Genomic DNA, 13,105 nt, shown 5'->3' with positions numbered 1-13,105 from the left:
CTCCCACTGCGGGTCCCGCTGCCCCCGCGGATCCCCCGCCACCGCGGGCCCCGCTGCCGAGGAAGGCCGTCCGATGACCGACACCCCGCCCGTGCGCGTCCTGCTCGCCGACGACGAGCACCTGATCCGCGGCGCCATGGCCGCGCTGCTCTCGCTGGAGGAGGACATCGAGGTGGTCGCCCAGGCCGGCTCCGGCCCGGAGGCGCTGGCGATGGCCCGGGCGCACCGGCCGGACGTCGCGGTGCTGGACCTCCAGATGCCCGGCAAGGACGGCATCGAGGTGGCCACCGAGCTGCGCCAGGTGCTGCCGGACTGCCGCTGCATGATCGTCACCGGCCACGGCCGCCCCGGCTACCTCAAGCGGGCGCTGGAGGTCGGGGTGCGCGGCTTCCTGCCGAAGACCGTCTCGGCGGCCGACCTGGCCGGCATCATCCGCACCGTGCTCTCCGGCGGCCGGTACGTGGACCCGGAGCTGGCGGCGGACGCGATCAGCGCCGGGGAGACCCCGCTGACCCCGCGCGAGACGGACGTCCTGGAACTGGCCGCGGACGGCACCCCGATCGCGGAGATCGCCGGGCGGGCCGGACTGTCCCAGGGCACCGTGCGCAACTACCTGTCCTCGGCGGCCACCAAGTTGGGCGCCGAGAACCGGCACGCGGCGGTGCGGATCGCCCGCGAGCACGGCTGGATCTGACGGATCCGGTGCTCGCGGGCGGCGGAGGGGCTCAGACCCAGCTGGTGGCGGTCAGCCGCTCGTACACCTCGATGTACTTGGCCCGGGTCCGCTCGACCAGCTCGGCGGGCAGCTCCGGCGGCGGCTGCTCGCTGTAGCGGTCCCAGCCGGAGGCAGGGGAGACCAGCCAGTCGCGGATCAGCTGCTTGTCGAAGGACGCCTGCGAGCGGCCCGGCCGGTACTCGTCGGCCGGCCAGTAGCGGGAGGAGTCCGGGGTGAGCACCTCGTCGCCGATGATCAGCTCGCCGTCCAGCAGGCCGAACTCGAACTTGGTGTCGGCCAGGATGATGCCGCGGGCGCGGGCGATGTCGCGGGCGCGGGCGTAGACGTCCAGGGTGGTGCGGCGGACCTGGTTGGCCAGCTCGGCGCCGATCCGGCGGGCGGTCTCCTCGTACGGGACGTTCTCGTCGTGCTCGCCGACCTCGGCCTTGAGGGCCGGGGTGTAGATCGGGGCGGGCAGCTCGGAGCTGTTCTCCAGGCCCTCCGGCAGGGCGATGCCGCAGACCGTGCGGCTCTCCTCGTACTCGGTCAGGCCGGAGCCGGCCAGGTAGCCGCGGGCGACCGCCTCCACCGGGATCATGTCCAGGCTCTTGCAGATCAGCGTGCGGCCCTTCCAGTCGGCGGGGGCGCCGGCCGGGACCTCGGTGGAGATCACGTGGTTGGGGACGATGTCGGCGATCCGCTCGAACCACCAGAGCGAGAGCTGGGTGAGCACCCGGCCCTTGTCCGGGATCTCGTTCGGCAGCACCCAGTCGTGGGCGGACATCCGGTCGCTGGCCACCATCACCAGCTCGCCCGACCCGGTGCGGTACAGGTCGCGCACCTTGCCGGTGTGCAGGTGGACCAGGCCGGGTACCTGGACCGGCTCGGGCTTGGTGACAAATCCGCTCAAGGTGTTCAGTCCTCAGGGGTCGTTCACGGGCGTGGGGCACCGCGAAAGGGGAGGTCACTGCCCCCGCAGTCTTTCACGCCCGCCCGACCGGGCTCCCGGGGAGCCCGGGGCTCGGTTCCCACGCGGCCCGGACTCAGTTCTTGCAGAGGCGGTCCAGCAGGTTGGCGGTGGCCCGCTGGACCCGTTCGTCGGTGAGCCCGGGGCGGCCGAGGGCGGGCGACCAGGCGAAGGTACCGGCCGCGAAGACGTAGGCGCCGCTGGGCGCCCGGTACAGCGAGGTCTCCTGGTAGCGGGTGCGGCCGGCCAGGTCCCGGTACGGCGAGTGGGCCAGCAACACCCGCTCGGTGTGCTCGGGCAGCGCGACCTTCGGGTAGTACCGGTCGGCCTCCCCCGCGACCAGTCCGGGCAGCTCGTCGCCCTCCTGCAGCCCGGTGCCGTCCCAGAGCCAGTGCGCGGTGTGCCGGGCGACCAGCGGCACGGGCGCGGCGACCCGGCCCGAGTACTGCACGCCCAGCAGGTGCTGCTCGGGCTCCCCGGCGTCCCGCCAGAGCGCGCTGGCCGCGCCGGGCACCCCGGCGGCCGGGCTGCCCGGCCCGACCTTCTGCCGCTTGCGGCAGTTGAGCAGCCGGTTCGGTTCGCCGGAGGCGGCGGCGGTCAGCTCCACCCGCCAGTACATGGTGTTGGCGGACAGGAAGACCAGCGAGGTGCCGCCGTCCCGGGCCCGCTCGGCGGCCCGGCGCATCGGCTCGGACCAGTACTCGTCGTGGCCGGGGAAGACCAGCGCGCGGTGCTCGCCCGGGTCGACCAGCCCGGCGTGCAGGTCGGTCGCGGTGGCGTAGGAGAGGTCGTAGCCGTAGCGCTCGGCCCAGCGGATGAAGTCGTACGCGTGGCCGACGTGCAGCGGCAGCCCGGCGGTGGCGTGCGGGCGGTCGAAGGAGACGGTGACGGCCGCCTCGGGCTCGCCGACCAGGCCGCCCCGGCCGTCCCAGGCGTGGTACAGGCTGGCACCGGTCCGGCCGTCCTCGGGGAACAGGTTGTACGCCTGCCAGGTCACGTCCGGGACCACCAGCAGCAGTTCGGCCCTCCGCCCCTGCTCGGCGACGTCCCGCACGGTGAACGGGATGTGACTGCGGTGCAGCATGTCCGCGGTGGTCAGCACGGCCACGTACGCGCCGGGCTGCCAGTGCGGCGGGACCTGCAACCGCCAGGAGTGCCACCAGTGGTGGCAGGAGACCGTCCGCTCGACCACCAGCGGCGCGGGCTGGGCCAGACCGGAGATCAGCGGACTGGACGTCATGTGGCGGGCGCCGTCGCCGCCGTAGTGGCCGATCCGGTAGACGTCCACGGTGAACTCGCGCGGCGGGTTGACGGTGACCCGGAAGTCCACCGAGCCGCCGGGGCGGATCACCCCCGCCGAGGCGAAGCCCTTGATCTGCTGGTCCACGTCGTTGGAGCTCTGCGGGGTGCCGACCGGCGGCTTGGGCCGCACCCCCGCCGACAGCGGCTGCTGGCCGGGCGCGTCCACCGAGACGTACCAGGGCACCGCGCCCTCGGCCCCGGCGAGGTACTGGTCGGGGCTGCGCAGCCAGGGCAGCGGGCCCTGGCCGAAAGGGTCGGAGACGCTGTAAGCGTGCGTGCCCGACTCCCAGCGGCCGTTGAGTTCGGTCCCCACGCGCCCCTCCCAGGTGCACTTCCGCGAATCCCTCGCTCGCCTCCGGCCGCTCCCGATCCGGTGTCGACGTTCCTCGCTCCGGCGCTCGCTGCCCTCGCTCGTCGCTCGTCGCTCGTCGCTTTCGACACCGGCGCGCCTTCGGCTCCCGAGGCCCGGTTGGCACGTGCCCCCCGGATGTGCGTGCGGTCTAATACACCACACAGTGCTGGCGCTCCGTCACCCCACGGTAGCAATTGGTGTCGGGAATCTTCCGCTCCGCCGGGACAGGGCCTCCGGCCTGCGGAGACGGCCGGCGGCCGGGGGCCCCGGGGGCGCGTGCCGGGGGCCGAGCGCCGCCCCGGGGCGGTCGGGGCCTCCCGGGGCCTCAGAGGCGGACGGGCTTCTCCAGGCGCACCTCGGCGGCGTCCAGCCAGGCGCGCAGCGGCCCGTCCTGGCCCTGCTCCACCGCCTGGGCGACCGGGCCGGCCAGGTCCGTGCGGCGGACCCCGCCGAGCAGCAGCACCGGGCCGTCCAGCCAGTCCAGGCCGGGGGCGCCGCCCGCGGTGTCCACGGCGGCGCAGCAGACCATCGCGGTGACGTGGTCGACCAGCAGGTCGCGGCCGGTGCGGTCGGGCTCCAGCAGCGGGGCCGGGGTGGTGGTGCGGGCGAGCTGGGCGGCCAGGGCGGCGGCCAGCCGCTCGCCGTCGCCCTCGGCCAGCCGGGCCAGCAGCCGGGTGAGGGTCGGGGCGCCCGGGCGGGACTGCGGGGCGAGCCGGTCCAGGGCGGACTGCAGGGCGGCGGCCCTGGCCCGCCAGCCGGCGTCCACCACCTCGGCCGGGTAGTCGACCCACTCCAGCTCGTGCCAGGTCCCGGCCGCCGGGCGGCCGAAGAACAGCTCGGCGGCCAGCCGGGAGACCGCGCGGTCCACCGCGCCGGGCTCCTCCAACAGGTCGCAGGCCGGGCGGTCGCCGAGCCGGGTGCCGTAACCGTCGGCCAGCCGGTCGCGGCGGGACAGCTCGGTGAGCGCGGCGACCACGCCGGCGTTCAGGTGCGCGGGGTGGCGGCCGAGCCGCCAGGCGGGCAGCGCGACCCGGGTGAGCAGCCGGTCCCAGCCGGCGTAGGCCAGGCCGACCTGCTCCTGGGCGGCGATCCGCAGGCCGTAGTCGACCGTCCTGGCCTGCTCGGAGGCCCAGCCCGCGACGGACCGCTCCAGCTCGGCGGAGTGGCCGCGGCAGGCGCCCAGCAGCCGGCGGGCGATCCGCCGGGTGATCCGGTCGGCGAGCCGGGCCGGGCCCCGGCGGGGCGGGGCCGGCGGGACGGTCAGGGTGCCGCCGCCGAGACCGGGCGCCGCGGCCGGACCGGAGTCCAGACAGGCGTCCAGGGCGCGCAGGAAGCGGCGGGCGGCGGCGATCTCGGGGTCGGCGGAGGCGGCGGTGCCGGCCACCACGGGGGCGAGCAGGGCGCGCAGCTCGCCGGACCGCATCCACCACAGGAACGGCGAGCCGATCACCAGGACCGGCGCGGCGGGCGAGGGGTGCGGCCGCAGCGGGTGGGGGCGGCGCGGCGGGGCGACGTCCTCCAGCCAGCTGTCGCAGTCCGGGGTGAGCGCCACCGCCGACGGGGCCGGGACGTCCAGCCGCTCGGCCAGTTCGTCGATCAGCCGGTACAGCTCGGGGGCGCCGGCCCGCTCGACCGGCACCGCCGGGATCTGCGGCGGGACGGCCCGGCGCAGTGCCCGGGCGGTCAGCCCGGCCACCAGCAGGGTCAGCGCGGCGACCGCGCAGACCACCCACCGGACGGCGTCCCAGCCGGCGGCGTCGGAGGAGCCGGCGGCCCCGATCCGGCCGGTGAACCGGCCCGCGAGCAGGACCACCGCCACGGCGGCGGGCAGGACGGCCACGGCCAGGGCGAGGCCCCGGATCCGCAGGACCGCTTGGGCGTGAGCGCGCGCGGTGTCGACGGCCATACGGTGCGGCACCCCCTTCGGAGCCCTCGGGCACCCGCCACGGGCCCTGAGGCGACTCGAAACGATCAGTTCCGACCGGGAAGCGGAGGCGTCCGATCCCGGCAGTGCATGCTGTGTGGCGCTACTGACATTTTCGACGCCCCGGTCCGGGCGGGCGTTCCGGATCGCCCCGGTTTCCACTCGTCCCGGTGACACCGCCCGGTCGTCGCGGTGACGCCGCGGTCGGTCCGGCGACGCCGCCCGGGGGCCGCTACCGGTCCGGTGCGAAGCACCGGGCGACCACCCGGCCGATCGCCGTCCAGCATCCCCCCGCGGGCGCGCCGCTACCCGGCGGCGACCCCGGCGCACGGCACCGTCGCACGGCGATCCAGCGCACCATAAGGCCGGGCGCCGGGTTACGTCAGCCGGATGCGGGTGCTGTCACCCGATGGGCTGGAATCCGCCCGCCGATCGGTGCGTCGGACCCCGGAAACGCTCCGACCCCGGAAACGCCCCGGGCGCTGCGCCCTGCGGGTTGTTCGGCCCCGCTTCGGCCACGCTTCGGCGCCCGCCCGCGGGCCCGGCACGGCCGCGGCCCCCGCGCGAAGGGTTCGCACGGGGGCCGCCGGGGTCGCGGTGGCGTCAGCCGTTGGCCGCCTTGAGCGCGATGTCGGTGCGGTGCTGGCCGCCCTTGAGGGAGATCCGCTCCACCGCCGCGTACGCGCGCTCGCGCGCCTCGGCCAGGTCGGTGCCGGTCGCGGTGACCGACAGGACGCGGCCGCCGGCGCTGAGCACCCGGCCGTCCCCGTCCGCCCTCGTCCCGGCGTGCAGCACGTACGCGGTGCCGTCCGCCTCGGCCTCGGCGAGGCCCTCGATCGGGTCGCCGGTGCGCGGCGCGGCCGGGTAGCCCTCGGAGGCGACGACCACGGTGACGGCCGCGCCCTCGTCCCAGCGCAGCGGCTCCAACTGGTCCAGGGTGCCGGTGGCGGAGGCGAACAGGACGCCGGCCAGCGGGGTGCGCAGCCGGGCCAGCACGACCTGGGTCTCCGGGTCGCCGAAGCGGGCGTTGAACTCGATCACCCGGGTGCCGCGCGAGGTGAGCGCCAGGCCCGCGTACAGCAGGCCGGAGAACTCGGTGCCGCGACGGCGCAGCTCGTCCACGGTCGGCTGCAGGACGGTGTCCAGGACCTCCTGGACCAGCCCGGCGGGCGCCCAGGGCAGCGGCGAGTAGGCACCCATGCCGCCGGTGTTGGGGCCCTCGTCGCCGTCCAGCGCGCGCTTGAAGTCCTGCGCGGGCTGCAGCGGCAGCACGGTGGTGCCGTCGGTGACGGCGAAGAGCGAGACCTCGGGGCCGTCGAGGTACTCCTCGATGACCACGCGCTCGCAGGAGGCGGCGTGCGCCAGCGCGGCCGCGCGGTCGGAGGTGACCACGACGCCCTTGCCGGCCGCCAGGCCGTCGTCCTTGACCACATAGGGGGCGCCGAAGGCGTCCAGCGCCTCGGCGGCCTCCTCGGCGGTGGTGCAGACGTACGAGCGGGCGGTGGGCACGCCGGCGCCGGCCATCACGTCCTTGGCGAAGGCCTTGGAGCCCTCCAGCTGCGCGGCCGCGCCGGAGGGGCCGAAGACCGGGATGCCGGCCGCGCGGACGGCGTCGGCGACGCCGGCCACCAGCGGGGCCTCGGGGCCGACCACCACGAGGTCGGCGCCGAGTTCCGCGGCGAGTCGGGCGACCGAGGCGCCGTCCGACTGGTCGATGGGGTGGACCGTCGCCACCTGGGCGATCCCGGCGTTGCCCGGGGCACAGTGCAGCTCGGTCACGGAGGGATCTTGGGACAGGGAGCGGCACAGGGCGTGTTCGCGGGCGCCGCCGCCGATGACGAGGACCTTCACGCCTGGCAGCGTAGTCGGTGGCCTGTTCCGGCCGCTCTCCGGTCCCGTCGGATCCTCCAGGAGAAGCGGTCCGTACACCGATGAGCTTGGAGGATCCTCCAAGTCGGGCCGGGTCGGATGCGCGCCGGGTGTCCGGGTCAGGACGGCGGGTCACCGGCGCCTCGCTCGGACGGGTGAAATCTCGCCGGGCCCCGCAACCGCCCCACCTCGTGTTCCGGTGGCCGAAACCGGTAACGATCACCGGGGAAGCTCCCCGCGGTCAGCCATTTGGCGGTAAGAAGTGCTGTTGGACAACCACCGGCGGACGTCGCGTCAGCCGATGCGCCGACAGACCATGCCGCCCGCCCGCCACAGGGAGCCCCACAGGTGAGCCAGCCGGAAATGCAGCCCGAGGAGAGTGCCTGGGGCAAGGAGATCGGCGAGGAGGACCAGCCCGCCGCAGCCGTGGCCCGGCGGGCCTCCACCCGGTACCGGACCGATCTGAGCGCCCGCCAGTTCCCGCTCGGGGACTGGGGCGAGCCCGCGGAGCGGCTGGAGGAGCTCTACCGCTGGTCCGAGGAGCGGGCGGTCGAGGCGATCGAGTGGTACCGCCGGGACCGGATCTGGAAGCGCCGCTGGGCGCGCCTGCTGCGCTTCGGGTCGGCCGGCTTCGCGGCGAGCGGGGTGACCGCCCCGCTGGTCGGCCTCACCGGCACGCTCGCCCACGGCACCGCCTGGGGCTACGTGGGCTTCGCGCTCTCCGCCGCCTGCTACGGCACCGACCGGGTCTTCGGCCTCACCTCCGGCTGGATGCGGGACGTCTCCACCGCGCAGGCGCTCCAACGCCGCCTGGAGGCCTTCCAGTTCGACTGGGCGTCGGAGTGCGTGCGCGAGGTGCTCGGCCCGACCGAGGGCACCGCGGGCGAGGCCGCCGAGCGCTGCCTGGGCGTGCTGCGCCGGTTCTGCGAGGACGTCTCGGACATGGTCCGCACCGAGACCTCGGAGTGGATGCTGGAGTTCCGCGCCTCGATGACCCAGCTGCCCACCCAGTCCGCGGGGACCTGGGGCGGCCGCACCGAACCCGGGGTGGGCGCCCAGGTGCGGGTGCTGCCGCCGCCGGGGACGAGGCCCACCATGCCGCGTCAGCGGCCGCCGGAGGGCCCGCTGCGCTAGCCGGACGGGCCTGGCACCCGGGGATCGGGGGCCTGGGGTCGGCGCGGAGCGGAGCCGGAGGCGATGCCGGGGCGTCAGGCGAAGACGATCATCGAGCCCTGGCCGAGGCTCCGGGTCGCCGCCGCGTACAGGCCCGACCACGCGTGCCGCTCCCGGGCGAAGGGGTGCAGGTCGTCGATCGGCGGTCCGAACGGCTGCTCCAGGCCGGTCGGGCCGAGCGGTCGGGTCGGGCTCGGCGGGTTGAGCGGGTCGATGCCCAGGGCCGGTGCCACGGCTTGCAGTTCGCGCAGCAGCCCGTGGCTGGAGCCGAGCGGGCCGCCGGCGGCGAGCAGCGTCTCGTCCACCAGCGGGGCCGGGAACTCGATCGGCACGTAGGCGCCGGCGTGGTCGAAGTGCCAGACCAGGTGCGACTGTTCGGCACTGCTCTCGAACATCTCCAGCAGCTGCTCGTAGTCGCTGCCGAGCGCGTCGACCGGGGTGATGTCCAGGCCGGTGAGGCCCAACAGGTAGGCGCGGCGCAGGAAGTGCAGCGAGTCGTAGTCGAAGGCGGCTATCGGCTCGACCGCCCCGCTCAGACCCGGGACGAACTGGTACACCGGCACCTCGGGCAGGCCGCGCGAGGTGAGCACCGCGTTGTAGAGCGCGAGGTCGTCCCGGAAGGGGTTGTCGGGGCTGTGGCTCAGCACGTCCACCAACGGGACGAGCCAGAGGTCGCAGGCCATGGCCGGCAGTTCCTCTCCGGACGGCGGGATCGCCCGCGGGGCGGGGCGACGACGGGGGGCGGGGTCGGTACCCGGACGGCCCGTGCGGGCGGCCGGTCCGACGCCCGCCCACCCTACCGGCCCGGGGCCGGACGCGGATCGGGCCGTCCCTGCGGAGCCTCGGGGGGCGGCTCGGGCAGCCGTCGGCCGAACCTGGTGTGCGGCACCCAGCGCGGCTGCGGCACCAGACCGAGGCCGAGTCCCAGCTCGCGGCCCAGTTCGCGGCCGACCTCGTCACCCCGCCGGGACCGCCCGCCCCGGGCCGTCCCGGGCTCCGGCGCGGCCCCGTACTCCTCCACGGCGTCCGGCGCCGGCCGGTCCGCCGGGAGCTGACGGGGCCGGTGCCACCCCGGCTGCGGCGCGGGCGGCTCCACCGGGACGGGCAGCGGTTCGCCGTCCGCGACCTCGGTGAGCAGCCCGAGCACCGTCACCGACTCCAGCGGCCGCCCGGCCAGCCCGGCCAGCAGCCGGACGGTGAAGAGGTTGTACTCGCAGATGATCCGGTGCGCGCCGTGCAGGTCGCGGGCCCCGATCGCCTCGACCAGGTCCGGGTGGCGGTCCCAGCAGACCCCGCCCAGGGTGGGCATCGCCCGCAGGTACCGCGCGGCGAACATCCAGGACTGCACCCGCAGCCAGTCCAGGTACTCCGCGATCCGGCGGTTGCCGAGCAGGGCGGAGACCTCCTGCCAGAACCGGCGGTCGCAGCCCACCATCACGTCCAGGTTCCCGGCCCGGGCGGCCCGCACCGCCGCGTCGGCCCGGCGGCTCAGCGAGGGCAGCCGGGTGAGGTCGGGCAGGGCCCGGCGGGTGGCGAACTGGCGGTGGAAGCTGTCGGTGAGCAGCACCCTGGCCTCGAAGATCTCCAGGAAGTCCTCCCAGCCCAGCTCCGGCACCGTGAAGCCGCGGTGGTGCTCGGCCCGCAGCAGCCCCTGGGCGCCGAGGTCGACCAGCGCCTCGCGGGCCGGGGTCGCGGAGACGCCGTACAGCTCGGCGATCTCCTTGACGGTGAAGTTGCGGCCGGCCTCCAGCCGGCCGGCCATCATCTCCTCGCGGAGCGCGCCGGCGATCTGCTCGCGCAGGCTGTTGCGCTGGATGACGACGGGGCGGGGGGTGTCGCCGGCGCCGGTGCCGGACATGCGCGCGACCTCCTGGGGCGGGCCACCGTACCGACCCGCGACGGACCGGCCGACCGGCGGCGGGGAACACGACGAGTGCTCATCTTCTCAAACGGACCCGGAGCAGGTACGAACCAACCCTCCCGGACCCCGTGCCCCCGCCCGTGCCTACCGCTGGACCGGCGCCGGAATGCCGAGCAGACGGTCCCGCAGCACCGGGAACTCCTCGCGCGCCCGACCCACCTCGGCCGGGTCGAACTCGACGGTCAGCACCTCCTCGGCCGGCCCGGCCTCGGCCAGCACCCGGCCCCACGGATCCACCACGATGCTGTGCCCGGCCTGCTCGACCCCGGCGTGCGTCCCGGCGGTGTTGCAGGCCAGCACGAAGGCCTGCTCCTCCAGCGCCCGGGCCCGGGCCAGCAGCGTCCAGTGCTCGCGCCGCTTGGCCGGCCAGGCCGCCGGGACCACCAGCAACTGGGCCCCGGCGTCCAGCAGCGCCCGGAACAGCTCCGGGAAGCGCAGGTCGTAGCAGGTGGCCAGGCCCAGGGTGCCGAACTCGGTGGGCGCGGTGACGATCTCCTGCCCGGCGCCCATCACCACCGCCTCACCGCTGTCGAAGCCGAAGCGGTGGATCTTGCGGTAGGTGTGCACCAGCTCGCCGTCCGGGGCGAACACCATCGAGGTGTTGTAGATCGGACCGTCCGGATCGCGTTCGACGATCGAACCGGCGTGCAGCCACACCCCGGCGGCCCGCGCGGCGGCCGCCATCGCGTCCGAGGTGGGCCCGTCGAGCGTCTCCGCACCGTCCGACCAGAGGTCGTGGGCGAAGCCGCCGAGCGGCCACAGCTCCGGCAGGACCACCAGGTCGGCACCCTGCTGGGCCCGTACCAGCGACGCGGCCCGGGCCCGCCGTTCGGCGGCCGGCTCGGCGTCGGAGACCGCGAGTTGGATCAATGAAGCGCGCACAGTACCACCGTCCACGGCAAGAGACCTACGATCGTCACCCGAAAGCGCTGCCCAGCTGTCTCCCGGCAGCGTAACGTGCGGTTAGCGTGTGCGCCCGGAAGCCGGACCATCCCGGCCGACCGCGACGGCCGGGCGCCGAGCGTAGGAAAGCTGACGGAGGGCCGGAGATTCCCGTGACGGACAACCAGACCGTGCAGGCTTACACGGAGGCGTGGACCCAGAGCATCGAGTCCATATCGGAGCTGGTCGCCCCCCTCCCCGAAGGCTCCTGGAACCGGGCCACCGAGTGCCCCGGCTGGTCGGTCCGCGACGTCGTCTCGCACGTGATCGCGGTCGAGTCCGAGCTGCTCGGCGACCCCCGCCCGATCCACTCGCTGCCGCGTGACCTTCGCCACGTGACCACCGATTTCGCCCGCTACGTCGAGCTGCCGGTCGACAAGCGCCGCTGCCACACCGCGCTGGAGATGACCAGCGAGCTGGAGTACACGATCATCCGCCGCTCCCGCGCGCTGCGGAACGCCAAGCAGACACCCGGGGAGCCGGCCCGCTGGCCCGCCGGTCCGCTGGCCACGGACGTGCCGTACCACCAGCTGCTGCGGATGCGGGCCTTCGACGTCTGGGTGCACGAGCAGGACCTGCGCCGGGCCCTCGACGCCCCCGGCAACCTGGACTCCCCCGGCGCCCTGATCGCCCGGGACGTCCTGCTGGAGCTGCTGCCCAAGGCCGTCGCCCACACCGCCGGCGCCCCGGCCGGGACGGCCCTCGTCCTGGACGTGACCGGCCCGGTGGAGTTCCTGCGCACCGTCCGGGTGGACGCCACCGGGCGCGGCAGCGTCGACGAGTCGATCAGCCTGGCCCCCGACGTCCAGCTCACCATGGACTGGGAGACCTACGTCCGCCTCGCCTGCGGCCGCGGCCGCCCCGGCCCGGTCAGCGTCGAGGGCGACAAGGAACTGGCCGAACGGGTCCTGGCCACCTTCTCCGTCACCATCTGAGCCGCTACGGCGAGCCCCGCGCGCACCACCCGGCGTACACGCACGACCGCGCGCCGGGTCGGCACCACTCGTGCACCCATACGTCAATCCAGCACCGGCAACCTCACCTGTTTGGCCTCGTTTCACCGGGCAGCGCTGCCATCACCCGGAAGAAGGAGGGGCGTCCGCATGGACGACGAACAGGAACCGCAGGAACAGATGGTGCTGGTGCGGTCGAGCTTCCCGGTCACGGGGCAGCCGATCCGCGTCGTGATGATCGACGGGGAGCCGTGGTTCGTCACGGCGGACGTGTGCCGGGTCCTGGGGCGAGGCAATGCGGCCCAGGCCGTCAAGGGGCTGGAGAACCGTCAGCACCGCACCGTCGACATGCGATCGGTAACTATCACCAAAAGTGATAGTTGCGACGTTTCCGCAGGTCAGAAACTGTATAGCCACGCGAATCCATTCCTGCGCGTGGTGAGTGAAGCGGGCCTCTACTCGCTGCTGATGAGGTCCAACAAGACGACTTCCAAACCGTTCAGGGACTGGGTCACTGAAGAGCTGCTCCCCTCCGTCCGCCGAGGCGACACCGACATCCCCACCCAGCAGCGGCGGATGGCGGAGACCCTCGCCGAGGCGATCGGGCAGCAGGTTCGGATCGTCGCGGAGATCGAACATGACGACTGGCCCGGCCTGACCGTCCACTCCGACGGGACGGTCCACTGCCGGCACGGGGAAATGGTGCTCCACCTGCCGGACCGGGAGGAGGACAGCGGGCCGCCGTTCGGTGCGTACTTCGCCTGCCCGGGTGGGGAGCGGGTCGGCATCCGAGGCAGCCGAATCGTCCCGGGATGCCCGAAGTTGAAGCTGGTGGACCTGATCCGGCTCCGGAAGGCGGCGAAAACCGAACCCACCCGAGTGCCGCGGCAAGGAACCCTGACCGTGGAGATGCACGGCGCCCGGATCTACGGAACCGCGCCGCAGATCGCCGAGCTGATGCGCGAGTACGGCGGCTGACCCAGCTCC

The 13,105-nt window shown here is 74.7% G+C and carries 11 protein-coding genes; 4 read left to right on the top strand and 7 right to left on the bottom strand.

The window, feature by feature from the left end; all coding sequences use genetic code 11:
* The first annotated feature begins 73 nt into the window (after positions 1 to 73).
* Positions 74 to 694, top strand: a complete 621-nt coding sequence (locus ACFY2K_RS08950) for a response regulator (protein WP_375882790.1) — start codon at positions 74 to 76, stop codon at positions 692 to 694.
* Between the two features lie 31 nt (positions 695 to 725).
* Here ACFY2K_RS08950 and ACFY2K_RS08945 read toward each other — a convergent pair whose 3' ends face one another.
* From ACFY2K_RS08945 to purD, 4 genes are all read right to left on the bottom strand, one after another.
* On the bottom strand, positions 726 to 1,625 hold the full coding sequence (locus tag ACFY2K_RS08945) for a phosphoribosylaminoimidazolesuccinocarboxamide synthase (RefSeq protein WP_387710398.1): 900 nt from the start codon (positions 1,623 to 1,625) through the stop codon (positions 726 to 728).
* Between the two features lie 133 nt (positions 1,626 to 1,758).
* A complete protein-coding gene (locus ACFY2K_RS08940; RefSeq protein ID WP_380523806.1) occupies positions 1,759 to 3,297 on the bottom strand; it encodes a N,N-dimethylformamidase beta subunit family domain-containing protein in 1,539 nt (512 codons plus the stop codon).
* Positions 3,298 to 3,661: 364 nt separating this feature from the next.
* Positions 3,662 to 5,242 (bottom strand): hypothetical protein, encoded by a 1,581-nt coding sequence (locus ACFY2K_RS08935; RefSeq protein WP_380523803.1) that lies wholly within the window; start codon positions 5,240 to 5,242, stop codon positions 3,662 to 3,664.
* Positions 5,243 to 5,863: 621 nt separating this feature from the next.
* A complete protein-coding gene (gene purD, locus ACFY2K_RS08930) occupies positions 5,864 to 7,111 on the bottom strand; it encodes a phosphoribosylamine--glycine ligase (RefSeq protein ID WP_375882802.1) in 1,248 nt (415 codons plus the stop codon).
* Positions 7,112 to 7,477: 366 nt separating this feature from the next.
* Here purD and ACFY2K_RS08925 point away from each other — a divergent pair, with 366 nt between their 5' ends.
* The gene (locus ACFY2K_RS08925) at positions 7,478 to 8,263 is read left to right on the top strand and encodes an SLATT domain-containing protein (RefSeq protein ID WP_375882804.1); all 786 of its coding nucleotides are present in this window, start codon (positions 7,478 to 7,480) and stop codon (positions 8,261 to 8,263) included.
* 74 nt (positions 8,264 to 8,337) lie between these two features.
* Here ACFY2K_RS08925 and ACFY2K_RS08920 read toward each other — a convergent pair whose 3' ends face one another.
* The 3 genes from ACFY2K_RS08920 to ACFY2K_RS08910 form a co-directional block, all read right to left on the bottom strand.
* A complete protein-coding gene (locus ACFY2K_RS08920; RefSeq protein WP_375882807.1) occupies positions 8,338 to 8,985 on the bottom strand; it encodes a hypothetical protein in 648 nt (215 codons plus the stop codon).
* Between the two features lie 113 nt (positions 8,986 to 9,098).
* A complete protein-coding gene (locus tag ACFY2K_RS08915; RefSeq protein WP_380587565.1) occupies positions 9,099 to 10,160 on the bottom strand; it encodes a GntR family transcriptional regulator in 1,062 nt (353 codons plus the stop codon).
* Positions 10,161 to 10,307: 147 nt separating this feature from the next.
* Positions 10,308 to 11,105 carry a carbon-nitrogen family hydrolase gene (locus tag ACFY2K_RS08910; RefSeq protein WP_375882812.1) on the bottom strand — a complete coding sequence of 266 codons (798 nt, stop codon included), beginning with the start codon at positions 11,103 to 11,105 and terminating at the stop codon, positions 10,308 to 10,310.
* Between the two features lie 173 nt (positions 11,106 to 11,278).
* On the opposite strand from ACFY2K_RS08910, the gene ACFY2K_RS08905 reads away from it, so the two are divergent.
* A complete protein-coding gene (locus ACFY2K_RS08905; protein ID WP_375882815.1) occupies positions 11,279 to 12,100 on the top strand; it encodes a maleylpyruvate isomerase family mycothiol-dependent enzyme in 822 nt (273 codons plus the stop codon).
* 168 nt (positions 12,101 to 12,268) lie between these two features.
* Positions 12,269 to 13,096 (top strand): Bro-N domain-containing protein, encoded by an 828-nt coding sequence (locus ACFY2K_RS08900; protein WP_380587562.1) that lies wholly within the window; start codon positions 12,269 to 12,271, stop codon positions 13,094 to 13,096.
* Positions 13,097 to 13,105: the final 9 nt, after the last annotated feature.

Origin of the sequence: Kitasatospora sp. NPDC001309 (genome assembly GCF_042896295.1) — a bacterium.
GTDB lineage: Bacteria > Actinomycetota > Actinomycetes > Streptomycetales > Streptomycetaceae > Kitasatospora.
Note: the sequence above shows the minus strand (reverse complement) of the source record. Positions and strands in the feature narration are given on the sequence as shown.

Excerpts from the sequence above, each read along its gene's own strand:
- ACFY2K_RS08950 (WP_375882790.1), top strand. The coding sequence starts at position 74 with ATGACCGACACCCCGCCCGTGCGCGTCCTGCTCGCCGACGACGAGCAC.
- ACFY2K_RS08935 (WP_380523803.1), bottom strand. The coding sequence starts at position 5,242 with ATGGCCGTCGACACCGCGCGCGCTCACGCCCAAGCGGTCCTGCGGATC.
- ACFY2K_RS08920 (WP_375882807.1), bottom strand. The coding sequence starts at position 8,985 with ATGGCCTGCGACCTCTGGCTCGTCCCGTTGGTGGACGTGCTGAGCCAC.
- ACFY2K_RS08915 (WP_380587565.1), bottom strand. The coding sequence starts at position 10,160 with ATGTCCGGCACCGGCGCCGGCGACACCCCCCGCCCCGTCGTCATCCAG.
- ACFY2K_RS08900 (WP_380587562.1), top strand. The coding sequence starts at position 12,269 with ATGGACGACGAACAGGAACCGCAGGAACAGATGGTGCTGGTGCGGTCG.